Source organism: Yeosuana aromativorans (assembly GCF_014646655.1).
Taxonomy (GTDB): Bacteria; Bacteroidota; Bacteroidia; order Flavobacteriales; family Flavobacteriaceae; genus Yeosuana; species Yeosuana aromativorans.
On the sequence record NZ_BMNR01000003.1, the window covers coordinates 176,349 to 202,031 of the forward strand.

27 protein-coding genes are annotated in these 25,683 nt (G+C 38.1%); 11 read left to right on the plus strand and 16 right to left on the minus strand.

The window, feature by feature from the left end; genetic code table 11:
- Nucleotide 1: 1 nt before the first annotated feature.
- Nucleotides 2-289 carry a hypothetical protein gene (locus tag IEW94_RS07660; RefSeq protein ID WP_188651678.1) on the minus strand — a complete coding sequence of 96 codons (288 nt, stop codon included), beginning with the start codon at nucleotides 287-289 and terminating at the stop codon, nucleotides 2-4.
- Nucleotides 290-743: 454 nt separating this feature from the next.
- Here IEW94_RS07660 and IEW94_RS07665 point away from each other — a divergent pair, with 454 nt between their 5' ends.
- Genes IEW94_RS07665 through IEW94_RS07675 form a run of 3 tightly spaced genes read left to right on the plus strand, consistent with a single transcriptional unit; the run spans nucleotide 744 to nucleotide 2,212 of the window.
- A complete protein-coding gene (locus IEW94_RS07665) occupies nucleotides 744-962 on the plus strand; it encodes a helix-turn-helix domain-containing protein (RefSeq protein ID WP_188651680.1) in 219 nt (72 codons plus the stop codon).
- Entirely contained in the window at nucleotides 949-1,284 is a 336-nt protein-coding gene (locus IEW94_RS07670) for a HipA N-terminal domain-containing protein (RefSeq protein ID WP_188651682.1), read from the plus strand. Before IEW94_RS07665 ends, IEW94_RS07670 begins: the two co-directional genes overlap by 14 nt.
- Nucleotides 1,274-2,212 carry a HipA domain-containing protein gene (locus IEW94_RS07675; RefSeq protein WP_188651685.1) on the plus strand — a complete coding sequence of 313 codons (939 nt, stop codon included), beginning with the start codon at nucleotides 1,274-1,276 and terminating at the stop codon, nucleotides 2,210-2,212. The genes IEW94_RS07670 and IEW94_RS07675 overlap by 11 nt, the downstream gene beginning before the upstream one ends.
- 47 nt (nucleotides 2,213-2,259) lie before the next feature.
- On the opposite strand, the gene IEW94_RS07680 is transcribed toward IEW94_RS07675, so the two are convergent.
- The 5 genes from IEW94_RS07680 to IEW94_RS07700 all read right to left on the minus strand — a co-directional run bounded on the left by IEW94_RS07680 (nucleotide 2,260) and on the right by IEW94_RS07700 (nucleotide 5,135).
- Nucleotides 2,260-2,922 (minus strand): ATPase, encoded by a 663-nt coding sequence (locus IEW94_RS07680; RefSeq protein ID WP_188651686.1) that lies wholly within the window; start codon nucleotides 2,920-2,922, stop codon nucleotides 2,260-2,262.
- Entirely contained in the window at nucleotides 2,919-3,458 is a 540-nt protein-coding gene (locus IEW94_RS07685) for a hypothetical protein (RefSeq protein WP_188652198.1), read from the minus strand. The genes IEW94_RS07680 and IEW94_RS07685 overlap by 4 nt, the downstream gene beginning before the upstream one ends.
- Before the next feature lie 7 nt (nucleotides 3,459-3,465).
- The gene (locus IEW94_RS07690) at nucleotides 3,466-3,744 is read right to left on the minus strand and encodes a helix-turn-helix domain-containing protein (protein WP_188651688.1); all 279 of its coding nucleotides are present in this window, start codon (nucleotides 3,742-3,744) and stop codon (nucleotides 3,466-3,468) included.
- 280 nt (nucleotides 3,745-4,024) lie between these two features.
- Complete coding sequence (locus tag IEW94_RS07695; protein WP_188651690.1) at nucleotides 4,025-4,870, minus strand: RteC domain-containing protein; 846 nt, start codon at nucleotides 4,868-4,870, stop codon at nucleotides 4,025-4,027.
- Nucleotides 4,871-4,913: 43 nt separating this feature from the next.
- Nucleotides 4,914-5,135, minus strand: a complete 222-nt coding sequence (locus IEW94_RS07700; RefSeq protein ID WP_188651692.1) for a hypothetical protein — start codon at nucleotides 5,133-5,135, stop codon at nucleotides 4,914-4,916.
- 6 nt (nucleotides 5,136-5,141) lie between these two features.
- Between IEW94_RS07700 and IEW94_RS07705 the strand changes: the two genes are divergently transcribed.
- The 6 genes from IEW94_RS07705 (at nucleotide 5,142) to IEW94_RS07730 (ending at nucleotide 9,880) form a co-directional block, all read left to right on the plus strand.
- Nucleotides 5,142-5,747, plus strand: a complete 606-nt coding sequence (locus IEW94_RS07705) for a LytR/AlgR family response regulator transcription factor (RefSeq protein ID WP_188651694.1) — start codon at nucleotides 5,142-5,144, stop codon at nucleotides 5,745-5,747.
- Nucleotides 5,748-5,972: 225 nt separating this feature from the next.
- Nucleotides 5,973-6,128 carry a hypothetical protein gene (locus IEW94_RS07710; protein ID WP_188651696.1) on the plus strand — a complete coding sequence of 52 codons (156 nt, stop codon included), beginning with the start codon at nucleotides 5,973-5,975 and terminating at the stop codon, nucleotides 6,126-6,128.
- Between the two features lie 173 nt (nucleotides 6,129-6,301).
- Entirely contained in the window at nucleotides 6,302-8,281 is a 1,980-nt protein-coding gene (locus IEW94_RS07715; RefSeq protein ID WP_188651698.1) for a tetratricopeptide repeat-containing sensor histidine kinase, read from the plus strand.
- On the plus strand, nucleotides 8,278-8,943 hold the full coding sequence (locus tag IEW94_RS07720; protein WP_188651700.1) for a response regulator transcription factor: 666 nt from the start codon (nucleotides 8,278-8,280) through the stop codon (nucleotides 8,941-8,943). Before IEW94_RS07715 ends, IEW94_RS07720 begins: the two co-directional genes overlap by 4 nt.
- A 160-nt stretch (nucleotides 8,944-9,103) precedes the next feature.
- Complete coding sequence (locus tag IEW94_RS07725; protein ID WP_188651702.1) at nucleotides 9,104-9,535, plus strand: MauE/DoxX family redox-associated membrane protein; 432 nt, start codon at nucleotides 9,104-9,106, stop codon at nucleotides 9,533-9,535.
- A 93-nt stretch (nucleotides 9,536-9,628) separates the two neighbouring features.
- A complete protein-coding gene (locus tag IEW94_RS07730; RefSeq protein WP_188651704.1) occupies nucleotides 9,629-9,880 on the plus strand; it encodes a DUF6520 family protein in 252 nt (83 codons plus the stop codon).
- A 70-nt stretch (nucleotides 9,881-9,950) separates the two neighbouring features.
- On the opposite strand, the gene IEW94_RS07735 is transcribed toward IEW94_RS07730, so the two are convergent.
- The 3 genes from IEW94_RS07735 to IEW94_RS07745 are packed head-to-tail and all read right to left on the minus strand — an operon-like array spanning nucleotide 9,951 to nucleotide 16,783.
- The gene (locus tag IEW94_RS07735; RefSeq protein ID WP_188651706.1) at nucleotides 9,951-12,272 is read right to left on the minus strand and encodes a zinc-dependent metalloprotease; all 2,322 of its coding nucleotides are present in this window, start codon (nucleotides 12,270-12,272) and stop codon (nucleotides 9,951-9,953) included.
- 19 nt (nucleotides 12,273-12,291) lie between these two features.
- Nucleotides 12,292-13,710 carry a RagB/SusD family nutrient uptake outer membrane protein gene (locus IEW94_RS07740; RefSeq protein ID WP_229669483.1) on the minus strand — a complete coding sequence of 473 codons (1,419 nt, stop codon included), beginning with the start codon at nucleotides 13,708-13,710 and terminating at the stop codon, nucleotides 12,292-12,294.
- Nucleotides 13,711-13,720: 10 nt separating this feature from the next.
- A complete protein-coding gene (locus IEW94_RS07745; RefSeq protein ID WP_229669484.1) occupies nucleotides 13,721-16,783 on the minus strand; it encodes a SusC/RagA family TonB-linked outer membrane protein in 3,063 nt (1,020 codons plus the stop codon).
- 289 nt (nucleotides 16,784-17,072) lie between these two features.
- On the opposite strand from IEW94_RS07745, the gene IEW94_RS07750 reads away from it, so the two are divergent.
- Nucleotides 17,073-17,324 carry a hypothetical protein gene (locus IEW94_RS07750; protein WP_188651708.1) on the plus strand — a complete coding sequence of 84 codons (252 nt, stop codon included), beginning with the start codon at nucleotides 17,073-17,075 and terminating at the stop codon, nucleotides 17,322-17,324.
- Between the two features lie 289 nt (nucleotides 17,325-17,613).
- On the plus strand, nucleotides 17,614-17,847 hold the full coding sequence (locus IEW94_RS07755; RefSeq protein WP_188651709.1) for a helix-turn-helix domain-containing protein: 234 nt from the start codon (nucleotides 17,614-17,616) through the stop codon (nucleotides 17,845-17,847).
- 56 nt (nucleotides 17,848-17,903) lie between these two features.
- Here IEW94_RS07755 and IEW94_RS07760 read toward each other — a convergent pair whose 3' ends face one another.
- From IEW94_RS07760 to IEW94_RS07790, 7 genes are all read right to left on the minus strand, one after another.
- Entirely contained in the window at nucleotides 17,904-18,827 is a 924-nt protein-coding gene (locus tag IEW94_RS07760) for an Abi family protein (protein WP_188651711.1), read from the minus strand.
- 451 nt (nucleotides 18,828-19,278) lie between these two features.
- The gene (locus IEW94_RS07765; RefSeq protein WP_188651713.1) at nucleotides 19,279-19,710 is read right to left on the minus strand and encodes a hypothetical protein; all 432 of its coding nucleotides are present in this window, start codon (nucleotides 19,708-19,710) and stop codon (nucleotides 19,279-19,281) included.
- 38 nt (nucleotides 19,711-19,748) lie between these two features.
- Nucleotides 19,749-20,888, minus strand: coding sequence for a DUF3800 domain-containing protein (locus tag IEW94_RS07770; RefSeq protein WP_188651715.1), 1,140 nt, complete (start codon nucleotides 20,886-20,888; stop codon nucleotides 19,749-19,751).
- Nucleotides 20,889-23,987 carry an Eco57I restriction-modification methylase domain-containing protein gene (locus tag IEW94_RS07775; RefSeq protein WP_188651717.1) on the minus strand — a complete coding sequence of 1,033 codons (3,099 nt, stop codon included), beginning with the start codon at nucleotides 23,985-23,987 and terminating at the stop codon, nucleotides 20,889-20,891.
- Nucleotides 23,988-24,293: a helix-turn-helix domain-containing protein gene (locus IEW94_RS07780; protein ID WP_188651719.1), complete on the minus strand. Its 306-nt coding sequence runs from the start codon at nucleotides 24,291-24,293 to the stop codon at nucleotides 23,988-23,990. It lies immediately after the preceding gene.
- A gap of 292 nt (nucleotides 24,294-24,585) precedes the next feature.
- Nucleotides 24,586-25,170, minus strand: coding sequence for a mobile mystery protein B (locus IEW94_RS07785; RefSeq protein ID WP_308423689.1), 585 nt, complete (start codon nucleotides 25,168-25,170; stop codon nucleotides 24,586-24,588).
- Nucleotides 25,171-25,172: 2 nt separating this feature from the next.
- On the minus strand, nucleotides 25,173-25,631 hold the full coding sequence (locus IEW94_RS07790; RefSeq protein WP_188651723.1) for a mobile mystery protein A: 459 nt from the start codon (nucleotides 25,629-25,631) through the stop codon (nucleotides 25,173-25,175).
- Nucleotides 25,632-25,683: the final 52 nt, after the last annotated feature.

The window sequence follows — 25,683 nt, forward strand, 5'->3', positions numbered from 1 at the left end:
CTTAAACTACAATTCCTATGAGGTACGTAAAGATGCCGACCACGGCTCCGGCTATAAGCACGAATACCAATACCCTTGTAATCCCTTTTTTTAGATCGGCATTCTCACCAAAGAAATGACCGGCATTGAACAGAAACCCTATTAAGAAGATAACACCAAGAACAATGGGGAAAATGGCCCGGATGGTATCGGACACATCATTGACCGAATTTTCGATGCCACCGATCTGCGCAGACATGGAACTTGAGATGAGAACTAATAAAGCCGTTACGTATATTGATTTTTTCATAAGACCTAAAATTTAATTTTTAAACGATTTTTGATCTTAGAAAATTATCAATAATTATATATTTAAACAACTGATTTACAATATTTTACATAAATAATATTATTTAAATACGTTTGATTTTAATTGACAATAAATGGCATTAAATTTTATGGAAAAAGTATTGGAAAAGTGTCTCAATTATGGAAATCGCATCGAAATCAACTTTCAAAAACATCAAATTTCTTCTAGAAACGCTAAAAAAGTGTACTCTTTTCGATTAAAATTTACAATTCCATAAAAGCATTCGTAACGATACGCCTGGTGGTAATTTTTATGTGGTACCTGAAAATCAATAATGCTCTATTTTCTCATATAATTATATTTAAAAGCATATAAAAATAATATATTTGTATAAATTATATCTAAATACATATAATTTAGTATATTTGTGTAATTTTATATTTAAAAGCATATAATGAAAGTATTGGCTGAGTTTGTAAAAAACCGAAGAAAGGAGGTTAACCTAACACAGGAAGCCTTTGCGGAAAGGGCTGGTGTTGCCTTAACCGTAGTACGTAAAATAGAACAAGGAAAAACAAACCTTAATATGGAGAAGGTCAATCTTGTTTTGGCCATGTTCGGTCATGAGCTGGCCCCTGTAAAATCTAAAGAACTAATCCATGAGACAAGGTAATGTATATTATAAAACGTTTTTTGCAGGAACCATTACAGAAACGGATGGGGGTGATTATATTTTTCAATACGATGATGCTTATGTAAAAGAGCATCCTTCTGAGTTTATCACCTTTACTATGCCGGTTTCAGATCGACCATACACGGACAACAAATTGTTTCCGTTCTTTGAGGGCTTGATACCCGAAGGTTGGCTACTGGAAATCGCCTCCCAAAACTGGAAGATAAACCGCAATGACCGCATGGGCCTTTTATTGGCCTGTTGCCAAAACTGCATTGGAGCAGTAAGTGTTTTACCAATACTGGAAGATGATGAAAAATAAATGCTTATACTGTTATGAACCCTTGGAACATGAAGTGGACTTTCATGAAAAGTGTTCTTTGGAATTCTTTGGCACTTCAACGCCTCCTGCTATTCCCTACACCATTGACCAAATGACGGAATTGGCAAAAAGCATTGTAGAACGCAGTGTGGCGGTACCAGGTGTCCAGCCAAAGTTATCCATGTCCTTGGTAAAAGAAACCCAAAAACAAGATGGCTCAAGACTGACCGTAGTCGGTGCCCTGGGGGGACAGTATATTTTTAAACCGCCTTCTGATAAATTTCCAGAAATGCCAGAGAACGAACACCTAACCATGAAAATTGCGGAAGCCTTTGACATACGGGTTGTCCCCTCAAGTTTAATAAAGTTGGCTTCGGGGGAACTGTCTTATGTGACCAAAAGAATAGACAGAACGGAAAAGGGAGAGAAGATCCATATGTTGGATATGTACCAGATTACCGAGGCATTTGACAAGTACAAAAGTTCCATGGAAAAAATAGGTAAGGCCCTTGACAGGTATTCAGATCATACTGTCCTGGATAAAATATTCTATTTTGAATTGGCTGTATTTAGCTTTCTTACAGGAAACAATGATATGCACCTTAAAAATTTCTCGATGATAGAAAGCCCTTCAGGTTGGTTATTGGCACCTGCTTATGATTTATTGAATGTGACCATCATACTCCCTGAAGATCCTGAGGAATTAGCACTTTCCCTTGATGGAAAAAAAAGGAAACTCAAAAAAGAACATTTTGAACATTTGGGTAAAGGCCTAGAATTAACAGATAAACAAATTCAAGGCGTATTCAAACGAATGGTCGAAAACAAACCGAAAGCTATCACATGGATTGAAAACTCGTTTTTATCAATGGAAATGAAAGCTGCCTATAAGGACATTCTTAACAGCAGATACGAAAGACTAAGGTAAATGCAACCTAAACTTAAAATGAGGCAAAACAACGTTAAATGGTCTGATCATTTTCGCTTATCAGAACTGGCACTGTCAAATGCTATTAGATTAAATAGCTCTCTCATTCGCGATCTAACCCTACTCCCATATCGCTCTTCAAGTTCTTGAGCATTTAAGTTCGTCGTTGCATGTGTTTTTATATGGTGCTGTATGAACAAATCGTATCGGGATAACATGATTTCGCCCATCACATTACAATCCTTGCCATAATGCCTTCCAATTGGCTCCACTCCCAAATCATCAAAACAAAAGAATTGGGTCATCCCATAATCCTCAATGGTCTTATAACCAACATGATTAAATCCAAATACAATGTTCCGGGAGGGTACTACAAGATAAGGCCGTTGATGGGGCACAATACACTTCAGGAGTTTCATCAGGCTGGTTTTTCCACATCCCACAGGACCAGAAAGCAAAATTCCTTTATGAATGTCGATTCCCAATTTTTTACAGTTCACATGGTCCTTGATGATATAGTTACATAGTCTGAATATGATATCACGGTCGGCTTCATATATTTCAAAGGCATCCCCAAACATCAGTTTACCCTTGGCCTCAAGATACACAAGTATGCTATCAAAATCATACACCATCCGATGGCCTTTCAAAGTTCCAAGCCTATATTCTACAGCCCCTTCCTTGATGATATCTGGTCTCTTGTTATTCATAAAGGCTCGTTATAATCTTTGTCAGAAGTCGTCTTCAAGTTGTCCTGATATGGGACACTTGGTTCTTGTTTCTTTTGGTCTTTGGAGTTTTTTAAATTCAATTTTTTTAAATTTTCCTGTTTGTTTATGTTTTTATTGTTTTCTATAGTTTGTATATGTTTGTTTATAGGTACCAATGCTTGTCCACTGCTTGTCCCGATATTGGTACGGCATGGGTACACCACTTGTCCAGAGCTTGTCCCAAAATCGAACATCTTGACACGGCTCCCTTTGTATGGGTTATGGGACGGGCTGTATAAAATATAATTCCAATAACTGAGTTCTTTGATACATCGATGGTACGTGCTTTTCGAGCCTATTTTTGAGAACGACATAACATCCTCTCGATTGATATAAAATTCCTCTTTAAAAAAATTGATGTTCCAAAATTGGAAAAGAGCCACATACAGGCTAATATGTGAAGGGTTCAGCCTACTGTCCTTGGAAAATAGCGAAAACACCCCATTGAGGTGTTTGATGTAATTGGTGTCTTCCAAGAGTGCATCAGAATTTGTTATGGACCCTGTTCTTTTCAAGGACCTTCATGATTTCACTGTGGTCATAGTACAGAACCCCTCCCATTTTGGTATAGGGCAAAGTTCCATTGATCCGTAGATTTTGTAAGGTTCCTGGCGAGATGCCCAAAAGTTCCCTGACCTCAGGCGATTTAAGCCATTTCTTGGTCATTTGACCGGTCTGATTGTTGAGTAATTGTTTGATGTCGTCGAGTAATTCCATCTTGAATTCCATAAGATCATCGGTGGTAATGATTGTTGCTGCCATTTGTGAAATGTTTTTTAAAAACAAGACCGCCCATAATCCCTTATAATAATTGCAATAATTTTTGGACGGCCTTGCGCTGATTTGACTTTCGTGATACAAATCTGGGATCTATTGGTGGGATTTGTTCACAGGGCACTCCCAACTTGGGTGTTTTTTTATTTGCCCATACTTTAAATCCCGTTTTATTGTTTACATAAGGCTTTCTTAATCGATATCACCAAATGGGCATAAACAATATTAGGTGAACGGCCATTGGACAGAACTCCCAACTTGGGTAAAATCACGCATCGAGGTCCTGCATATGCTTATCTAAGGAATCCTTTAACCGATCGATAAACTTGGTCCTGCGAATCTTTCTGGAACGAATTTCCAGATAGGTGTGGTAGTAATCCCCCAAATCCATTTCCAAGAGTGTTTCAAAACTACGGGCAATCGCTTTGATGTCGGCAGTACCACGGTTTAAGGATCCTGATGCGTAAAGCGCGTAGATAAGTTCAATAAGGTCAACCTTGTTACCACTCCAAAAAAGTTTTGCCATCTTTTTTTTGGGCTTTGATCGCATATCGTTTCCATGGAGGTTTTCCAGCTTTCCTATTTCTTTTTTAAGATATGAAATCAACAATTCATAGGCCATAAACATGGCGACCGAACTGTCATGGCTTGTGGAAAACTGCCCATCGGCAAGGGAATGGAACATCTCTTGGTGCATGCGAAAGTTGATTCTCCCCCTTAAAAAATACTGGTTGTCGAACATGGTGTCCCCTCTTCGGTAATAGTGGTAGAAATCCATGTTGTTATTGAAATAGCCTTGCAGCGTATCAATATGTCCCACTAGATACCGTATTTGGGAATCAACGCTGCTCATGGGGCGCTTGCTCTCGATGCCAAAACGTTTCATGTAATAAATGAGCTTACTGAATACTTTAGGCTTGATATTTTTAAAAAAATGCTTTTCATGCTCGTTATCAACAAAACCCTTATCTATAACCTGACGCCTTAGCTTTCCGATAACCAAAGTGGCCATTTTAATTCCTCTCTCCGATTTGGTAAGGATATCCAAGTCCTCCATTTCCAGGCACTCCAAATCCTGGTCCAAGACCCTCAATAAACTTTCGTATGTCTTCATTGCCGGATGAAATTCGTTTAAAAGCTTTGCTAATCAACCCAAATTAATAGGAAAGCCCAATCCATCCGTAGACACTTTGTATATAATTTTTATAACAATCATCTACCGTTCCAAAGACCCAAGTGAATACTTTAAAGCCCATAACCTCTGGCACTTGAAACGTTACTTGATTATAGATTCCGATTGGAACACAATTAGTAAAATTCAGAAGACCCTGCAACATCTGGAAGGCTTCTGTTCCTTGAAACCCACTCCTTGTAGACATGAGGCCATGGAACAGATCCTCACCGAGCAACCTGATGTAGTATTATTAAATATGGACGGTGTCATAGATCAACCTTTGAGGTTTGTATTGGAACTCTATCTTTATGATATAACCATTCCCCATTTTATTGGAATTTCCAGTAATAAGGACCAAGTCTACCAAGCGATGAAACATGGGTTTTATGATTACCTCTTGACGCCCATATCCCGAACAGAAATACGCAAGAGCTTTTTGCGGTATCAAAAAATTTATCGAAAAGCCCCCGAGTTGGTCTGCCTAAAATCTTATAAAGACTACCATTATCTGGATACCTCCGAAATCCTATTTTTAAAAGCTGACAATAACACCACGGATTTCCATATGCTGGACGGGAAAATCATCACGGCTTTCAAAACCCTGAAAACCTATGAGGACCAATTGCCTGATCATTTCAAAAGGATCCATAAAAGCTATATCATCAACATTTCTAAAGTAACCAGGATCGATTTTGGAAAAGCCCAGTGCAAGCTCGCAAATATTGAGCGTTCCATACCCTTTTCCAAAAAATTCAAGGACAACATAGACGACATACACCGCTCGCTATACAATGCTTCCTACCACCGTTCTAATTGAGTTCGCTCACAAAATCCTCCTTTACGCTAATAGAAATGACCTTTTCACCAATGCTTTGGATTTTCAGACCATTTTCATTGACCCACTTCTTACATTAGCCATAGAAAGCTGCTTTTGACATGGCCATAACCTGGTACATGTTCCCATTGTGCACAATTAGAAACCCAGAGGTCGGTAAGGTCACCGACCCAAAATCCTTTTGTGTAATTAAAAAACATTTAAATCATGAGAACAATAATCAAATATTTAATGGTGGCTATTCTGATATTGAATAGTGTCCTCGCTTGTACCCCAACTGAACATGACACCAAATCAACCTCAGGGGTCTATGCCACAGGAGACGATTCCAGTGTCCGTCCTGACAATGATAAGGATGGCTGACTCCCCAATCGGTGCATTTTATAATCTATATCAAAACCTTTAACACCATTTGTTAAAGGTTTTTCTTATATTTAAGCCTCTCCCGATTTAAAGTGAAGGTCCATGGACAGACATATTACCCTACTTCACTACTTTTGTGCGGCCTGTTTTTGATGTTCCTTTTCGGAACATGTATGGATCGACCCAAAACCATTAAAAAAAACACAAGTCGCATAGAGGATAGTATTGCCGTGCTCCTATCTAAGGTCAAAAGTGACACGACTCTGAACAGGAACCAAAAAAGATCAATGCTTTACAGAGCCTTTCAATTGGTTAAAATCCCCCAAAAGGACAGTTTGTCCTTATCCTATCTAAATGACATTTCTTATCATTCCTACATCACCCAAGATTCAGTGCTCTTTTTTAAATCCAGCGGAAAGGCCATGACCCTGGCAAAAAACTTGGGAGACATTCAAAAACAAGCGGATATACATTGGAACTATGGGGCTTACTATTTAACTGACAACAATCTTGACAGCTCCTACTACCATTACCAAAAAGCAAAACAACTGTTTGAAAGGGCAGGAAACCATTTTTTTGCTGCCCGAATGCGCTATAACATGGCCTATATATTGGGCAGACTAAGGGACTATACGGGCGCTGAAGTCTTTCTTTTCCAGGCCATCGAAACCCTGGAACCCATGGAAAAGCACAAACAATTGTACCAATGTTACAATTTATTGGGTGTTGTCTATGAGGAACTGGAAGAATACCAAAAATCCATCAACTATCATAAGGAGGCACTAAAGCATCTAAAACATTTGGATTTCAAATTTCCATTTCTTCAGGATAGTTATAACAATATCGGTCTTATATACCAAAAACAGGGCAATCATCAAACGGCCATATCCTATTTCAATAAGGCCTTGGACACCAAAGACCTAAAGAAAAATGACCTCTTTCTTTATGCAAGGCTCCTAGACAACCGGGCATTCAGTAAGTTGAAAAACAATGAAACCACAAATCTTCCCCAAGAATTCATGGAGGCCCTCCACATTAGGGACAGTATGGGAACAATCCCTGGGGTCATCATGAGTCGCTTCCATCTATCAGAATTTTATGCCAAGGCCAATGATACGGCCAGAGCCTTTTACCAGGCAAGGACCTCCTATCAACTGGCACATAACATCCAGAACAATCGGGACATCCTTCTGGCCTTGGAACTGTTGGCCAGACTCGATCCAAAAAACAAGGATCAATATTTACAGAACTATATCGCCCTTAACAAACGTGTGGCCCTAAAGGAACGTAAAACGCGCAATAAATTCACACGCATCCAATATGAAACGGACCGATATATTGAAAGGAACGAACAACTGTCATCGGAGATGAACTGGATCGTAGCCGGGGGAATGGTCTCGGTCCTCCTAGTTATATTGTTATTTGGCATACATAGGCAAAACTCAAGAAACAAGCTATTGAAACTTGAATACGAACAACAACAGGCCAATGAGAAAATCTATCGCCTGACCCTCCAAGAGCAGGAAAAATTGCAACAAGGGCGCAACCAGGAACGAATACGCATCTCGGAAGATCTGCACGACAGTATCCTTAGCGACCTTTTTGCCCTTCGTATGGGATGGGCCTATCTGGATCTTTATGGCCAGACAAAAGAGCTCCAAAAGCATCGTTCCAATCTTCAGGAACTGCAGCAGATCGAAAAGAAAATCAGGGAACTGTCCCATGACCTCAAGAACAAAATGATTGAGTACCCCATGGACTTTATTTTCATCGTTGAGGGGCTCCTGCAAAAAAGAAGCAAGTTAGGTAAGTTCAATTATACCTTTGTCCACGATGGGAACATTCCTTGGGAACAAATTGACAACTTGATCAAGGTCCATCTTTACCACATCATAGAGGAAGGTTTGCAAAACTGTATCAAACATGCCCAGGCCTCCAACTTTTCACTCAAGTTCATCTGGCATGAAGAGCAACTGATCCTTAAAATGGCCGACGACGGTATTGGGCTCAAAACAAAGCGACCTGCTGGCATCGGGCTAAAGAACATTAAGTCAAGGGTCAAAAAAATGAACGGCACCTTTGAACTGGAGTCCAGACATGGCCAAGGAACCAAGATAACCATCAGCATTCCCTTGATAATAAACAGACCATGAAAGAAATCAAATATCACATCCTGTTGGTGGATGACCACCCCTTGATCACCAGTGCCTATGAATCCGCCTTTTCAGTTTTGGAACAACAACGGCCCCTCTCCTTTGAGATCGACACCGCCCATGACTTTATGACGGCCTTGAACGCCCTGGACAAAAAGGCTTATGACCTGGTTTTTCTGGATGTGCAGATGCCCACCTTGGAGCAGGAGGGGCTCTATTCAGGTGAGGACTTGGGGGTCCAGATCCGTAATCGGTTTCCATATACTAAATTGGTGATGGTGACCACTTTTAATGACCATTATAGGATCCATAGTGTCATCGAACAGGTCAGTCCCGATGGCTTTTTGATCAAGAACGATCTGACCCCTGAAGAACTGCAGCAGGCCATTTGGAGACTGGTCAACGACCCTCCCTATTACAGCAAGACCGTGGTCCAGTCCATGCGACAATTTCTCAGCAATGATTTCATCTTGGACCAAACGGACCGAAAACTCCTTTACTACTTATCAAAAGGCGCCAATCTCCAAGAGATTGCAGACCTATTATCCTTATCACGGGCGGCCATCGCCAAAAGAAAGCAACACTTGAGGGAAATCTTTAATGTAGAAAGTGGTGAGAGCTTGGCCTTACTTGAAAAAGCCAGGAAAAAAGGTTTTATATAAGGGTCCAAAAAAGTGAAACCCATAAAAGTATACATTCATTTTGATGTACCGATATACAACATGTATACAAAATGTATCCAGATAGTCTAACAGCATTTGAAAAACTGCCTGTAATTTTACCCTAATAAATTCCCTCCGGCGTAACAAAATTTGACTTTCAATGAAACTACGCCAATACCATAGATCTTTAATAGAGATCATCTGTTTCCTGTTCATCTTTTTGTTTTCCTATGCCGCAACCAGTAAACTGATGGATTTTGACCGGTTCAAGATCCAAATTGGGCTATCACCCTTGTTAACTGTTTATGCCGGATGGATCGCTTGGGTGATCCCTTTTGTGGAACTGCTCCTGGCATTGATGCTGGCAATTCCCAGATACCGGTTGGCCGCTCTATATGGCTCCTTGGGGCTGATGAGCTTTTTTACCATGTACATTATCGGGATCCTAAACTTTAGTGATCATGTACCCTGCTCATGCGGGGGCATTTTGGAATCGCTGGGATGGCAGGAACATTTGGTCTTGAATATCGTTTTTTGGGGTCTTGCCGTTATTGGCATTATGGTAACACCGCCAAAACAAAAATCACCATAACATGCAAAACACATAAAAAACTTCAATTGTACAGTTGACCGAGGGGAACCGAAAACCTTTAACAGAGTAGGAGTAATTTTAAACACAAAACACATGAAAACTAAAGTTTTAAAATCAGTATTGCCCATGTTGGCAATTGTTTTGGCCATTGGATTGGCATTTGCCAATGAAGAAAAGGCTGGATTTGATTCAGACTATTATGATGACCCATTGATTCCCGGTGTCCAGGAAATTCCTGGAGGTACAGATTGTCCAACAACGGGAGAAAACCCTTGTTTTTACAATGGATTTCAGGTTTATGACGACGTCAACCTTACCATACCAAAGTTTGAAAGGGTACCCTAAAAATAACCTTGGTTAAAAGAAAAGGTGTCACTAAAGACACCTTTTCCTTTATTATAGGTTTATTTGGAAATTATTCCATTTCGTTTAATTTCTTTAAAATCAATTTCAGGTGGCCATAGGAATCCAGATCCATCTTTTTACCCAAGGATTTATGTATCAATGATTTCAAATTCAATAAATTGACCATAAAAAGGCTTTTGGAATGGCCGCTATAGTTTATATTTCCGGTTGCATTTAATTGTCCTACATCTTGTTGAATACCTCCTAATAAAGCTTCTACATATAACTGTTGAAGCTCTTGCCTTCTATCTTTAATTTGTATTGGATCATTTTCCAATTCCTTGAATAGGCTGTTTTGGAATCGTTTCAAAAATTCTGAAGTGACGCCCTTAAAACCTTTATAATGTTCCTCTAAGTACTCCAACCGCTTTAAACGTCTTTGCCCTATTGCCTCCATCAATAACCGCATTTGAAAATCCATTGGCTTGTCCGGAAACGTAGAATAATGTATTCCAGACCTCCATTTCGGACATACCAACCAATCGGGGACATCAAAAGCATTCAGAGAAAAAAAATCCAAAGCATCTTTCTGGACCTCCTTGTCTATTGGTGTATAGACATTCCTTTCCTGTCCTCCCGATCGATAATAGATGGTATAGCCCCCAACCAACGATAATACCTGGCGCATTTGCTTGAACCACAAATCCAGTGCCTTTTCATACAGACGCTCCATTAAAACATCGTCCTTTTGGTTTTTGTTTATTTTTGGGAGCAATTCCATCAGCCGTTCCATATTTTTTAAACCAATCTTTGTACTCGCTATGGGGTCGTCACTCTCTACGACATCAATGGTCGCTCCTGGCCCGACAAGTTCTCCTTTCCCGATATTGTATCGATACCAAGGAATGGCATCCTGTTCTCGAACCATGTTCTCCAAGGCAGCTTTTTCTTTTTTGGGTGACAGCTGGTCAAAAGGTGTATACGCCCATCTGATATTGTAAAGATCTGTTGGTCCAACCTTTTGTATCAAAAGTGAGGGCGAGATACTATCCTCAGGCTGGGCAATGTAATTATGCCTTGCATAGTTCATGATACTTGGTGTATGCCCCATGTCTTGCAACCACTGCTTATCCCTCATCCTTTCAAATGGGTAAGCATATTCCCCATAATGGGCATCCCTCAAACCAAAGGCATGACCGGCCTCATGGGCGACCAAAGATTGAATCAGTGCTCCCATAAGGTCATCCGGTAATGGATATTGCTGGGCCCTGGAATCCAAAGGGGCGCACCTTATGATGTATTTATCCATCATGCTTTGGTATGATGAACCAATTGAAATGGTAGCGCTTAAAATCTCACCTGTTCTAAGGTCTGTTACCGTAAAGACTGAAGACCCCCATTTATTTTCAAATCCTCTGACCTTGCGCTTGTTACCCCATGCCACCAAATTATGATGAACACTATTAAAATGCATATCGGAACCATTGGATGCTGCTTCTTTTACCTCGAGAGCATTTTTAAAACCGGCCGCTTCAAATGCAGGCAACCATTCCAAGATACCTGCTTTTACATACGGTCTCCATTTCTTTGGAATACTATTTGGAAGTATGAACGTTATTGGTTTGACGGGGTCACTAATTGAACGATCCTTGTATTTTTTCTCCAAACGCCATCTTAAAATGTTTGCTTTGGGTGTTTCTGCCCTGTAATTAATGGTATTGAAACTCATATTATCCGCACTGAAAAACCCCATACGATGGTCAAATGGCCTTGATTTCATGGGCTTGGGCAATAAATACAGGCTATAGTCCACCTCTTCCATCCAAGTATGTTGCTTGCCTGAATTCACTTGGAACACCTTAACAACCAGTTCATTTTCAAAGAAACTGAAACCTTTTATATAAGATAGGGTTTTCGATGTACTGTGGCCCTCATCTACCTTCCACCCCATTACACGTTTGTTCAAGAACAGATCACTGGCGTTGACCCAAAGCGTGGTCGCATCGCTCTTTGCTTCTATAATCTTAAAGGGCCCGCATATGGTATCATGTAATGACATTTTGGATCCCATGGGAATCATGACCCCAGCCGTCGATTCTATGACGCCCGGTGTCTCTAAGTACAATCGGTCCCCATGCTGGGCCCAAAGCACATATTTATTTTCCAACCTGGCACTTTCTCCTAGGTTGACAAGTACCATCGGTTGACGTAACAGTGCTTTGGGTATCCCCAGGTAAAGTTCACCATCTACAAGTTTGGCTTCAATAAAATCATTCTTGGCAATATGACCTTGCACTTTAGTTCTTAAAGTTTGTCCAGATTCTTTCTCAACATTAATTCCAAAGATCATAAAAGGACATGCCAATACAAAAATTAACAAATGAGTTCTCATAAAATCAGCATCCAATAAGTTAATACCCTTTGTTCTGAGGCAACAGATTGGGATTGATCTCCAACTCTGATTCTGGTATGGGCCAAAATACGTCTGTGGACTTCCAGTTCGGTTTTACTGATCCCAGTATCTCACCTGCCTTTCCGGATCTTTTTAAATCGAACCACCTGTGACCTTGCTCAGTAAACAATTCAACAAACCGTTCATGAAGTATGGCATCCAATAAAGATGCCTTTGATGTAGCTGGTGTATCATCAAGCCCTGCCCGGCTTCTGATTCTGTTCAGATCCTCTTGTGCACCGGCCATATCGCCCTGTTGGGCCCTTGCTTCGGCCCTGATCAAATATTGTTCTGCCAGTCTAAATACTATGGTATATTCCAAGGACTCCACCTCGCTCAACAAAGCCTTGTATTTATAGGGAAAATACAGGGTCGTCAATCCATCCGCACTTGTAAAACTGCCAATCCAATCATCATATCTCAAATCCCCCTCTTCAAAACTGTTCAATAGGGCATTACTCAATGAATAACGATTTCCGGGAATGGCTTGTATAATAAACTGGTTGGCTTCGTGGGTATTTCTTGTATCAGCGGGATCAGACTTGAATTGCCAAATGGTCTCCGTTGATTCCTTTAAAAATACCTTGCTCAAGTCTGTTTCCAGTTCAAATCCATCAATGAGCAATGACGCTGTTGCTTCTGCCATTTCCCAATTTTCGGTGTACAGATACACCCTTGCCAGCAAGGCGTTCCCTGCCGCTTTGTTCGGTATGACCCGTTCTCCCGTTGGATCTGAAGAATCCAATAGACTTACCGCAAGTGTCAAGTCGGCGATAATAGCATCATAGACTTCATTGGCAGCCGTACGCCCTATCGTATTGTTTGTTTGATAATCCGTTGTTGTCACCAATGGGACATCTCCATAAATGTTTGCCAAAACAAAATGAAGATAAGCACGCATGAAGAGCGCCTGACCTTTGAATGTTGCTTTTTCATCCGCTCCTAAAGCTTTTGAATCATCAACACCCTTGATAATATCATTGACCGCATAAATCAGCTTATAAGCGTTTTTCCAATAATTGGCAACTTTACTGTTGATTGGAGTCATGCTATGCAGATAAACAGACAGGTCATGGGAATTCGAGGCATAATAATCCAATTCATCGGCATAAATCCCCATGTCGGCACTTAGACCGTAACCCACTATCCCATATTCCCTCAGGTTGTAATAAACACTTGCCAATGCAGACTCCACAGTTGCCGAATCATCAAAAACTGTCTCTGACACAAGAATATTCTTTGGAGGATCGACCTCTATAAAGTCCGAACAGGAAAGTAGTACCATAAGCATAATAGCCAAAACATAGCCTTTCTTTAAAAAGAAGGCTTTGAGGTTTATAATCGATTTGTATATTGGTTTTAATTTATTATATTTCATGATCTTATTATTAAAAATTAAACTGGGCTCCTAGAGAAATTTGTCTGAGAGGTGGCAAAATGATATGAGAATGGTGCTCTGGATCGGGACCATCATAACCAGTTAAAGTCCATAAATTTTGACCTTGCAGATAAACATTGACAGCCAATTTCTCGTTACCCCTATTTGGTATGTTATAGTTTAAAGTGACATTGCGAAGCCGGATAAATGAGGCATCGGATATCGCTTTATCGCTATTTCTATATTGATCACGACTGGGAACCAAACTATAATTAAACCCTGAAGTAGCTATCATTAAGGATGATTCATCCCCTAGTTCCTGCCATCTATCCAAATAGTCTACAGAGGTATTTTTCATGAGCCCGGGCGCGGCTTGCTGACTAAAATTATTATAGGCCTTTTGTTTCTTAAATTGAAAAAAGACTTCCAGGGACAGATTTTTATAAGTAAACGTATTTCCCAATCCTCCATAAAATTTAGGAGCTAAATCCTCAATCCATTGACGATCTTCCAAACTACTGATTATTCCATCATTGTTATAATCCTCAAATTGATACCTGCCAGTATCAGGATCGACCCCAGTGGCATGATAAACTTTCCTAATTGTAATGGGCTGTCCAACAACATAAGTGGATGCGAATGTAGAATTCTCTATACCAGGAAACTTCAACAACTTGTTTTTAGGTACTGATACATTAAATGAGGTTGTCCATTGAAAGTTTTCGTTTTGAATATTCCTTGAATTTAATTCTATTTCCCATCCACTATTTTGGACCGTGGCATCCAGATTGCCCGTTAAACTGTTAAAACCCGTCGTTGCCGCTAAGGGAATACCAACTAATTGATTGGAGGAGCGATTTTGATACCAAGCCGTATTTATTAAAATACGATCCTTAAAAAATCCAAGCTCCAAAGCCAACTCCAATTTTGTATTGACTTCCCAACCAAAAAGTGGATTGGAGATTCCAGAGGGATCCAGTACCAAGGTGCCGTTATATTCATTACCTGTTACATTATAGGAACTTAAAAACTGATAATCCCCAATATTATCACTACCAGTGGTTCCATAGCTCCCCCTAAGCTTTCCATAGCTCAACACCTTACCAGATGCCAAAAAATGTTCCTCAGAAAACAACCATGCCATTCCAATGGCTCCAAAATTACCATACTGTCGCCCTGGACCAAACCTTGATGAGCCATCCCTTCTTCCTGTTAGATTTATGATATATTTATCCTTAATCTTAAGGTTCACCCTTCCAAAAAATGCCTGATAATTATATTCACTATCACTTGACGTCCTTACTTCCAAATCATTTGCCGCAGCGATATTGTTTATAAGACCATTATTGGGAAAACCTGTGCCCTTAAGAGCCAACTGATTGGTCGTTTGGCTTTGAAACGTGGTTCCTATCAGCACCTTAAGATCCATGCTTCCCCAGTGCTTTTCCCATTGGACCTGAGGTTCAACGATCCAGGAATCCCTGGAGGAATCATTGGTGGTAATTGATGAATATCCTTCAGATGTAAATCCATAACTTGGGTTTCTTGAGGTATTGAGCAATAATTTCTTTGAAGCAATCTGGTAATTGTTATATCCTAAATTTGTGATGACCTTTAAACTCGGCAATAAAAGAAAGGACATATTAATACCCGTCATTAAGCTGTTTATCTTGGCGTCATAATCATCATCCAATACAGCCAATGGGTTTTCCCATGTATTGTTTTCCCAATTAATACTGCCATCTTCTGTGTACAGTTCAGGGGCATTGGGTGGCAAACTATATGCGCTTCTCGTCAAATCGGTGCGGGGCATGTGATTACGTTCTTTAGTATAGTTAGCAGTCATCTGAACAGTAAACCTTCCGTTTTCTGATACATGATTGATATTACTATGTAGGGAGTATTTTTTATAATTGGAATCCCCAGGAAACACAGTGGTCTCCTTTTGGTAGGCACCACCGACCAAAAATCGGGTTTGTGAGCTGCCCCCCGATACCGACAATTGGAAATTGTTACGATAGGCAGTTCCTCCTATCAGTTCCTTTTGCCAATCGGTATGGCGGTTTTGGTCCCAGGATTTAATATCCGGCCAAACAAAATCATAGGCTGGGTTTTCCAAAAGACTGCCGTAACCGTCATTGACTACTGCTTCCCGTCGTAATTCCAGATATTGCTGGGTATTCATCAAATCCAAAAAATGGGACACCTGTCCCAGTGAACTGCTTATGTTAGCCTTAATCTGGGTCATTCCTGCCTTGCCCTTTCTAGTGGTGATAAGGATAACGCCATTGGCGCCCCTAGCACCATAAATAGCAGTAGCATCAGCATCCTTCAAAATTTCTATGCTTTCAATATCAGTAGGATTAAGGGCATTCAAGGGGCTAATGTCGGCATTATTAATGCCGGCGGAAAGTTCGGCAACTCCTAGGGACTGTGAAGCCCAAGGCACACCATCCACAATGTATAAGGGCTCTGTACTATCTTTTATAAAATTCTTTCCTCGAATTTGTATATCATAGCCACCTCCCGGGACTCCGGTTTTTTGTATGATATTTACACCGGGCAGATACCCCTGCATGGCTCCTAATGGGTTATTTACCGGTTGTTTTTCAATGGACTTGGCAGTGATCCTTGAAATGTTTCCCGTGCGTTCCTTGTCCCTGACCGAATAATACCCGGCATTGATTTCTACGGCATTTAAGGCCGTGACATCGGTTTCCATGACCACATTGAGCTTGGCAGCCCCGTTTACTGGAACTCTTTGGGTTTTATATCCTACAAATGAAAACTCCAGTACATCATTGTTCTTGGCATTAATGGTATAAGCCCCATTAAAATCGGTACTGGTTCCCCTTTGGGTTCCTTGCACCCTGATGGTCACCCCAGCCAAGGGCATCCCATCGGTATCGGTTACTGTTCCATGCACCTCGGTTTGTTGCCCTACAAGAAAGAACGGTTCCTTTGAGAGAAAACGAGCGTTTGATATGTGAACATGGGCATAAGATGGAGCCATTACTACCATTACCAAAGCATATAGTAATGTCCTCCCTGTATTTATTGGTTTATTTTTCATATTTTTGAATTAGTATTAAACATATTTTGTTAATCGTAAGCCTCCTACATGACCTGCAAAGTTTATAGGGGGTTTTTTTGTTGTTAGTGTCTATTCATAGGCATTGTGTTTTTGTTGGTTTATCAATTAATATGGCCTTCATCAGCCCTTTGGGCCCATTTTATGCAATCTGTTTACTGCATCAAGTGACTAACCCAAACAATTAGGGCAAAAGGGCCTCTGAAAGCATGTATGTTTTAGGCTTTTATAGGGGTTTGTCCGGATACAATTAAATGGAAAACGACTAGTTATGGGAATCAAGGTGAAAGGACATCCGGAAACAAGGTTTGGCGTACGTCCCATAACAAAGGGCCTATTATATAGGGTTCTTGGGCTTTTTACTGAACAGGATATCAAACACGGTATGGTTCAACATGCAAAGATGTTGAAACGATCGGTGATGTTTTATGGTACAAACCCTGTGTTGCATCCTGTTTTAAGTTTTAAAACCACTTTTTTGCAATGCCCCGTAACAAAAAACAACGCTAAGAATGCTAAGTGAAAGCCTAAATGTAAGGATACAAAAAAGGCATGGAACTCAGCTTACTGCCATTGAGGTACTGGTATACCGTGCAACAATAAGTGAGCCCACGCCAGTCAGACGTGAGCACTTTACTTATCATCTCGTTGCAAAAATTACCAGTTTTCAATGGCGAGATTCAAAGCGAATGCTTCAATATTTTATTTGAAGAATCGCAAAATTAATATTTCAATGGCTAATATAATAAAATATTTCAAATTACGGTCTATCACCCGTGATTTTTTATAACTCAAACTTTTTCTTTGTTATTATGACTAGCATCAATGTTGAAATATGTGTCTACATTACAAAGGAATGGTTATTCCCTTGGCTGAAAGAAGGAAAGTCCCAAAATTCCTTTGCCATTAAACATAATATTGATGAAAGTACTGTTAGGAAAATAAAAAGCAAAAAAGGTTACAGAATACCTGTTGAAACCTTAACCAAAATCTGCGAAGCTAGAGGGATCAAGTTATCTGAGTTTTTTAAGATGATTGGGTATTAAATTTTAAAATTAGAGTATTGATCCAACAAACCTGCCTATTAAATACTTTTCTCAATCTAATTAATCTTCCAAAGCGGTTCTCTTTCCCAATTAGGCTTCATTCCTAACGCATAAGGATCTACATTAGGATATTTAACAAATAAATCATTTAATCGTATTGTAAATTGGTTGTTAGGATGAATAGTATCCAGTAAATATTTCATTAAACACATATGAACATAGAGTTTACTGAACTCATGCTGTTTTGGGACATTTGCATCATCTGTAATCCAATGATTAGGCGGATTAGGTAATAGCTTTACAGTACTTGGCAAATTCCGATTCCATAAACGCGAATGATGTGCACAAAAGTTGCGAATTTGAGCTATAGATTGTAACCAACTTGGTAAATAGGTATGGTTTACTGCTCCAAATTCTTGTGCAATTCCATCTTTTGCTTTAACTGTATGTATTAAGTTACCATACAGCTTTGAAAGATTGCCAAAACTTACTTGCTCCAAACTTTTCCAAGATGGTGGAAACCTTAAATCGTCTTTGTGTTTTTTATAGTGGTTCTTTATAGTAACATCTTTACTTCTTGCTCTTGTAATCTCTTCTTCAATTTTAGCCAGTGTGCGTGTAAATTGTAAGGTATCAATAAAAATACTTGCGTTAGCAAACCACCAAGGATCTATTTCGTGAGATAACTGATAAATAAGTTTGGTGCGTAAGCTTATTTCTATTTTTTCAATAACATCAAATAATAACAAGCGTAATTCTGCATCAAAATTATATAAGGCTACTACGTCTATAAATCTGCTATTGGGTTTAAAACTATGTTTTTCCTTATCTTCTTGCATGACATACCAATATTCCCCAAGACGGTAGTAACTTATATTTGCCAAGTACTTTTCCGCTAATGGAACATTGGTAATTTCTAACCCTCTTTTTTGTAGTTGGGCAATCTGCTCTTGTATCGTAGTGGCCTTTTTGCTAAACATAAAAAAGCGTTTTATTGTTTAACAAACGGAAGGTATATAAAGCAAAAGACACACCCTGGGACGCTGTTCTAATGGGTAGCGTGGTGTGTACTGTTACTGCAAAAGTACAAACTTTATACCATATTTTACTACTTTTTACCATATTTTTTGTTTTCTATTATAAAGATTGCCACGTCGCTACGCTCCTCGCAATGACACTTTTTCATTATTTTTTTGACTTACTATCTTTTGGTTTTAGCGAATTAGACGGTTTAGAAGTAGTTCTTCCTAAATCAATTTTCACTGTTTTTGTTTTACCTGTATTGTTTTGCTTTGCCATAATTATATTATTTAGAGGGTGATTGTTTTGGCCTTACAGGTGGTTTGGGGGTTGTACGCCCTTTATTACCTCCGTGTCGAGGTTCAGATGGTTTTTGACTTGGTTTTGGTATTGGATTGTTTTGTTTAGCCATTATTGATATGCATTAACGATTGTATAAATTAATATTGAAATGATACCTAAACCTAAAAGGATTATAGATGACAAATTCAATCGAGAGATAATCCTATTTCGGCTGTCTATTTTTTCTATTAAATTGTCATATTCTATTTCATCATCTATATCTTGAATTGTTTGTTCATTGTATTTACTTGACAAAAAATGAGATAGTAAGTTTATAAATAGTGTAAATGCCAATAACACCCAGCCTAATGCTATTACCCAAATAACAATGGACTCTTTCAAAGGACTTATTTTATCAATAAACGTAATGGTTAAGCCAAGTGCACCTGATGCGATAAAGGTTATATACTTTTCAAAGTCATCGTCGCTTTTGCTTTTTTGCTCTAATACCGATTTGCGATATTCCTTCCATTCTTTAATTTCCTTTTTTGACTTTCCCATATTTAACAATTTTCGATAAAATCATTTAATCTATTTTTTTACTTAATACTCAAAGTTTCGACTAAATTTTTTAGTTCTTCCATATCTGATAATGGGATAAAGTCTCCAACTGTTTTATTGGCAAAAACACCATTTGCTATTTCAATCTTTTTTAACATCGGTAGTATATAATTAAGATAATGAGTAAAATAAGTATGAACATCTGATTTGTTTACAGCTAACTTATACCCACTTGTACTTGATGATGAAACTATAATTATTCCCTTAAACCTTAATTCTTTAACAATTAAGCGTAAATTTTCAATTGAGAGCTCTTTACCATTATAATATTTTAAAGCATTAGTAATCCCATATGTTTGAGCATACTTAAATGGAAGCACTTTTTGATGCCATAGTAAATAATCGAGTACTGCTTTTGAAACATCATCAGCAACCGTATCGTAAATTTTAATTGCATCATTACGTACAATTTCATAAACTTCTAAATCGATTCGGTTTTCAGGATTCACAATAAAGGTTTTATTGTCGACCTTATCAGGGAAGAAAGTAATATTAGGTGTGATTGATTTTAAAGTATACAATATCTCTTCACTGTTGTTTGACATAAATGAAGCATTAAAAACTCTACCGTAAGAACCAGCTATTAAATCGGCCAATTGGATGAGGGGTTCCTCTTTATCATCTGAAATATGATATTGCTCAAAAAAATTGTTTTGATAATTTTGCTTGATATAATTTTTTAGTTCGCTACTATATTTTTCGCTTATCAAATTATCCATAAAAATCTCAAACTCGGAAAAGTTATTATTGATTTGAGAAACAAAGATCCCTCTAAAATATTTGTAGAAGACTTCTTTAAATCTTAAACCTCCACTATCCTTTGATAACTTTTCCTTATCTACAACAAGTAGATAAATAATGAAGTTTAAATTTTTAATTAAATACTCTAAAATTTCAATTCTTTTCTTTTCATCCTTTAGAACTTTTGAATTTGATTTAATAGGGTTACCATAAAAAAAGTTCTGACTTATTTTGTCTCGTACTTCTCTTGCCTTGACTAAATTCGATTCTTTTACCACGATCGCAGCATAAACAAAATGCGTAATGTTTTTTACATCATTTTGATTTAATGTAGAAGTACCAAACTCATCCCCAAATATGTAAACCTTCTCGCTCATTTAACTATTCTCTACAATATCCCTTTCCTCTTGTGTTAAACCATACAACTCATAGACCATTTCATCTATAGCTTTTTCTGTATGGGTGATTTGGTTTTGTAGCTCTTGGGCTTTTTTCTTGTTGTTCTCAAAGAGTTCCAACCACTCAAACTCATCTTTTTTGGTCAATGGTGTACCGCCTGCTTTTTTAATGGCTTTGTTGAGTTCTTTTATAAAATCTGCAAAGTCTAACTCGTGCCAGTTTTCGAGTTTGCGGGTTAGTTTTTCAAGCTGTAAGCTTATTACAAAATACTTACTAAACTTATTAGTAGAATTATTAAACTCTTTGTTTGAATCGAGTAATGAGATTACAAATTCTTTGAAACTCTCTTGCTCCTCTTTGGATATGCTCTTTACTGGAATTGTTCTTATGTCAGACAAGGTTAATTGAGAAAAATCATCCTTTGAAGCAGTCGTTGAACCTTTTGTTTTCATAAACGAAAACAGCTTACAATTGATTAAAGCCAATAGGTAATGTATTTCGTATCTATCATCAGTTAGTTTTAAATTATAAATGTCTTTTTTATTGACAAACTCTTCACTTACAAGCGAAGCCATAATTCTAAACTGTCTATTAATCAATCTGCGGATAATTATTCTTTCTCCTTGGAAATAAGAATAATCTTTAGGCTTTTCTCTTAAATTATCGCTGTAAAGCACCCAAGAAAATTCTTCAGACATCTGATACCTTCCCAAATACCCAATAAAATACTTTTTATACCCTTCAATATAATTATCACTAACATCATCTGAATTTGGCAAAATACCTCTTATTGAATCACTAATATCATCAAGAGCTATTGTGTCTTTAACTATTTTCGGCTGAAGAGTATAGAAAAAAGGATTTAAAACAACTTTTAAGGAATCTAATTCCATCCAAAATTTGGATGGAAGTACTAATAAGTTCCTTTCTTCTATCAAACTGGTGTCGAACTTTTCCCGTGCCCCAAATTCTAATACTTTTGAGTTATACGAATCTGACTTTTCATTATTGAATACATAGATGCCAGTATCAACATAAGCATCTTTAAACACATCATAAGGAAGTTTAATACCAATTTCTAATTTTAAGTTTTCGGCAATAAATTTTCTTGTACTATTGTATTTATCACCTGTTTGCCAAGATACAGGAATAATGTAGCTGCAATAAGAAGATACTTTTGTAACTCTACTTGCTAATTCGATAAATGAAGTATAGATGTCAAAGTTTGATTGAAAACTGAAAAAGTTTACTGTAATATAGTCTCTAACTGATTCAGATAATTTAGCACCATAAGGCGGATTCCCAATCACTACATCAAAGCCACCATTTGCAAATATTTGAGGAAATTGTTCCTGCCAGTTAAAAGCTTTATCGCCTGCTACGGTTTTGCTATCAATTAATGAATTGCCACATTTAATGTTGCTGCTTAAATCGCTTAATTTACGGCGTGGTTGTGCGGTACGCAACCAAAGGGATAGTTTGGCAATTTCCACCGATTCTTCGTTAAGGTCAACTCCATAAATATTGTTCTCTAAAATGGTGTTTTCTATATCGCTTAATATTAAGCCACCGCCCAATACTTTAGCTTTTAGTTCATCGATGTAGCGGTGTTCTTTAATAAGGAAATCCAATGCTTGGTTTAAAAACGCACCTGAACCGCAAGCCGGGTCACAAATAGTGATTTGCAGTAACCACTCTCTGTAGTTATCTAAAACCTCTAATAGTTGCTTTTTGGTGTTTTGGTGTGTGCCTTTTTTTATCTCGAAATAGGCTTCTTCTTTAAAGCCCAATGCTTCTTTTTTCTCTTGGCACAATTTGCCCACCGTATTTTCTACAATGTATTTGGTAATGTATTTGGGCGTGTAGAAAACGCCATCTTTTTTGCGTTTGCTTTTTTGTTTATCGAACTCGCCACCTTCAATTTCGGCATTAACGCTTTCAATTTCGTTAAGTGAGTTTTCAAAGATGTGCCCTAAAATATTGACATCTACCTGACTGCTAAAATCGTATTTAGCGAGTTTATAGGTGTGTTTATACAACAAGTCATCATCTATTTCTAAATTATCGAGAATGGTATCCGGTTTAAACAAACCACCATTGTAGGCATAGATTTCGGCTCTTGAGGTTGTGCCTTTTCTACCTTGGTCGAGAAAGTGAAAGTATTGTTTAAACAATCCGTATAATGGACGTTCGTCTCCAAAATCGATATCAGCCTTCCACTTGTCGAGAATTTGGATAGTTGAGTTTGGTGGTAAGAGGTCTCTATCTTCAGCAAAGAAAATGAACAGAAAACGGTCTATGAGTTTCTGTGATTTTTTGAATAGTGATAGTTTGACGTTTTTTTCGAGTGCTTTTAGTTCGTTACTATCGTCCTCGTTATGAGATTGCGGCGCTTCGCTCGCAATGACATTTTGTTTTAGACGTTTGGCATTTCGTTTTACGAGGTCTCTAAAGAGTTCGCGCTTGAAAATGGAATAATCGTTATAAAACTGTTTGGTAATCTTGTCTTCCTCCACTAAAGAGGCTTCTTTAATGGTTAGCGGTACATGGTTAAGAATGTTGTCTTTTTGCAAGCATAAGTACATTAAAGCAAATTCTTCTGGTGCTAACTGAAACAGGTTGAACTCTAAAAACTCGGTAGCATCGTTTATGTAAAACCGCAATTTCTCAAAATTGGATGTAACGACATAGACACAACCTTTTTGGTTGGCTTTATAATCGAACGCTTGTTTGCGAATGCTTTCTAAATCTTTGGTATTGGTTCCCTTTAGCTCAATAACACCAATGGCTTTTGCTTCCTTTAAAATGGCTCCATCTGCCTTACCTGCTCCTTTTTGGTTTTTAAACTCGGTAGTAATATTAAAATCAGGTTTCGGATTTAGGGTATAATCCAAGACGTTTACAAACAACTCGTCCAGAAACTTTGCCTGGTATTGTTCTTCTTTAGAGTTTTTGATATTCTCCTGAATGGTAGCATTATGAAAATACTTGGTGTATTTTTTATAGGCGCGTTCTACTATGGTAACATCTTGTTGGGCTAAATATGTTTTTAATACTGATGTTTGAAATAATGCCATTTAATAGCTACTGTTTTTGTTGGTTAAGTTCTTAATTTCTTCTTCTGCTTTTTTGAGGATTTCCGTACTGTTGGATTCATCCTTAATCATTTTAACAATTTTATCTGCCATCCAAAGTTGTATTAATTCATTTTCACTTTGATTTAAAGCCTTTGCCAAATCCTCTACTTGTTCCTTTCGAGCGCTACGTGTACCGCGTTCAATTTTACTTAATAATGCGGTATCGATGTTCATTTGAGACGCTACTTCACGAAGTAATAGTTGCTTCTCTTCCCTTAACTTCCTTATATAATTACCAAATGCCATTTTAGAGAGATTTTGACTTGTCAATATTTGTCTAATGTAAGAAAAAGAAATTAAAAGAAACCAAAAAGATATAAACAGTTATTAACGGATAATGAGGGTGTTATAGATTTAAGGAAATTTATTTCATTAAAAAGAAATGAGGATTTAAAATCCTCGTTTCCTTAACCGTGTTCGTACGGTTGCTTCGGTGGTCTTTTTCAGGTTTTTGTTAAAGCAGTAATCTCAAAAGACCTACAGTCAAAATTCTTCCGCTGACGTAATTACTGCATTGAATTTAAGGTATTTATGTGAATTATGACTTTGCAAAATCAATTAAGGTTCGATATATATTTTTATCAGCTTGTTTTACTGCTTTAAGATACGCTTTACGTGTATCGCTATCTTTAGTGAGATTTGCTGCACCCCAAGAAAAGGGTTCTTTGCCAAATAGTTTTTCGATAATAATGTCTGCCATCAATCTACTATGTCTCCCATTTCCATTAGGGAAACAATGGATACTTACCAACCTATGTTTAAAGCGAATAGCGATTTCTTCTGGTGGATAAGTATTGTTCTCTATCCAAAACAGCGTATCATCACAAAGTTCTTTTAATTGCATTGGGATTAGATAACTCTTGACCCCTATGTTTTTTTCTGTTTTTCTGAACGTACCAGCCCATGCCCATACATTGCCATACATTCGCTTGTGTAAGTCGCAAATAAATTTCTCCGTGAATACTTGTTGTGGCTTGAACTTTTTACCAAATATCCACTGTAAGGCTTCTTCGATATTGAGTTGTTCGAACTCATCCAATTCTCCTTTAGTGGATATGGTTTCTATAAGTAAGCCCTCTTTTTCTTCTTCATCAATTGGGGTTTGCCCATCTATGTAGTCCAAGTTTAATCCCATAGCATTTTTGGCATGTCGTTTTTAATAATGGTCGTACGTTCCTCAATCGCTTTTTTAATACGCTGTTTAGAGTTTTCTTGATCTTCCAGTTTCATTGTGTTAGATGTTCTTGACACAATACGTATTGCCAATTCTTTGGCTTTTCGCTCTATTAAATCATCTAACGTACCATCTTTAGGCACAAAACCATATACCAATTGCATATCGAGCGCACTGGCAGCATCTTTTAAGGTTTTGAGGGTTATGTTTCCTTCTTTTTCCCTTTTTTCAATCTCCTGTACACTCTGCTTTGTAATGGACAACTTATTTGCCAACTGCTGTAAAGACATCCCTAAGGACACCCTTACCGCTTTGAGCCAACCTGTTGGTGGTGGTGTTACTTGAGCAGCTGTATTAAACCCTCTTAATTTTCGGTCCAATTGTTCTAATTGTAATCGCTTCTTGTTCATAATGTAAGGCTTTAGACTGACATATTGAATACAAACGTAAGTCTTTAACCTA

What these genes read in the sequence shown, in the direction of transcription:
- IEW94_RS07740 (WP_229669483.1), bottom strand. Translation starts at nt 13,710, where the DNA reads ATGAAATATAATAAATTAAAACCAATATACAAATCGATTATAAACCTC.
- IEW94_RS07725 (WP_188651702.1), top strand. Translation starts at nt 9,104, where the DNA reads ATGAAACTACGCCAATACCATAGATCTTTAATAGAGATCATCTGTTTC.
- IEW94_RS07750 (WP_188651708.1), top strand. Translation starts at nt 17,073, where the DNA reads ATGGGAATCAAGGTGAAAGGACATCCGGAAACAAGGTTTGGCGTACGT.
- IEW94_RS07675 (WP_188651685.1), top strand. Translation starts at nt 1,274, where the DNA reads ATGAAAAATAAATGCTTATACTGTTATGAACCCTTGGAACATGAAGTG.
- IEW94_RS07660 (WP_188651678.1), bottom strand. Translation starts at nt 289, where the DNA reads ATGAAAAAATCAATATACGTAACGGCTTTATTAGTTCTCATCTCAAGT.
- IEW94_RS07695 (WP_188651690.1), bottom strand. Translation starts at nt 4,870, where the DNA reads ATGAAGACATACGAAAGTTTATTGAGGGTCTTGGACCAGGATTTGGAG.
- IEW94_RS07670 (WP_188651682.1), top strand. Translation starts at nt 949, where the DNA reads ATGAGACAAGGTAATGTATATTATAAAACGTTTTTTGCAGGAACCATT.
- IEW94_RS07705 (WP_188651694.1), top strand. Translation starts at nt 5,142, where the DNA reads ATGGAACAGATCCTCACCGAGCAACCTGATGTAGTATTATTAAATATG.
- IEW94_RS07720 (WP_188651700.1), top strand. Translation starts at nt 8,278, where the DNA reads ATGAAAGAAATCAAATATCACATCCTGTTGGTGGATGACCACCCCTTG.
- IEW94_RS07760 (WP_188651711.1), bottom strand. Translation starts at nt 18,827, where the DNA reads ATGTTTAGCAAAAAGGCCACTACGATACAAGAGCAGATTGCCCAACTA.
- IEW94_RS07765 (WP_188651713.1), bottom strand. Translation starts at nt 19,710, where the DNA reads ATGGGAAAGTCAAAAAAGGAAATTAAAGAATGGAAGGAATATCGCAAA.
- IEW94_RS07715 (WP_188651698.1), top strand. Translation starts at nt 6,302, where the DNA reads ATGGATCGACCCAAAACCATTAAAAAAAACACAAGTCGCATAGAGGAT.
- IEW94_RS07700 (WP_188651692.1), bottom strand. Translation starts at nt 5,135, where the DNA reads ATGTCTACAAGGAGTGGGTTTCAAGGAACAGAAGCCTTCCAGATGTTG.
- IEW94_RS07755 (WP_188651709.1), top strand. Translation starts at nt 17,614, where the DNA reads ATGACTAGCATCAATGTTGAAATATGTGTCTACATTACAAAGGAATGG.
- IEW94_RS07780 (WP_188651719.1), bottom strand. Translation starts at nt 24,293, where the DNA reads ATGGCATTTGGTAATTATATAAGGAAGTTAAGGGAAGAGAAGCAACTA.
- IEW94_RS07775 (WP_188651717.1), bottom strand. Translation starts at nt 23,987, where the DNA reads ATGGCATTATTTCAAACATCAGTATTAAAAACATATTTAGCCCAACAA.
- IEW94_RS07690 (WP_188651688.1), bottom strand. Translation starts at nt 3,744, where the DNA reads ATGGCAGCAACAATCATTACCACCGATGATCTTATGGAATTCAAGATG.
- IEW94_RS07735 (WP_188651706.1), bottom strand. Translation starts at nt 12,272, where the DNA reads ATGAGAACTCATTTGTTAATTTTTGTATTGGCATGTCCTTTTATGATC.
- IEW94_RS07790 (WP_188651723.1), bottom strand. Translation starts at nt 25,631, where the DNA reads ATGAACAAGAAGCGATTACAATTAGAACAATTGGACCGAAAATTAAGA.
- IEW94_RS07770 (WP_188651715.1), bottom strand. Translation starts at nt 20,888, where the DNA reads ATGAGCGAGAAGGTTTACATATTTGGGGATGAGTTTGGTACTTCTACA.
- IEW94_RS07680 (WP_188651686.1), bottom strand. Translation starts at nt 2,922, where the DNA reads ATGAATAACAAGAGACCAGATATCATCAAGGAAGGGGCTGTAGAATAT.
- IEW94_RS07665 (WP_188651680.1), top strand. Translation starts at nt 744, where the DNA reads ATGAAAGTATTGGCTGAGTTTGTAAAAAACCGAAGAAAGGAGGTTAAC.
- IEW94_RS07710 (WP_188651696.1), top strand. Translation starts at nt 5,973, where the DNA reads ATGAGAACAATAATCAAATATTTAATGGTGGCTATTCTGATATTGAAT.
- IEW94_RS07745 (WP_229669484.1), bottom strand. Translation starts at nt 16,783, where the DNA reads ATGAAAAATAAACCAATAAATACAGGGAGGACATTACTATATGCTTTG.
- IEW94_RS07730 (WP_188651704.1), top strand. Translation starts at nt 9,629, where the DNA reads ATGAAAACTAAAGTTTTAAAATCAGTATTGCCCATGTTGGCAATTGTT.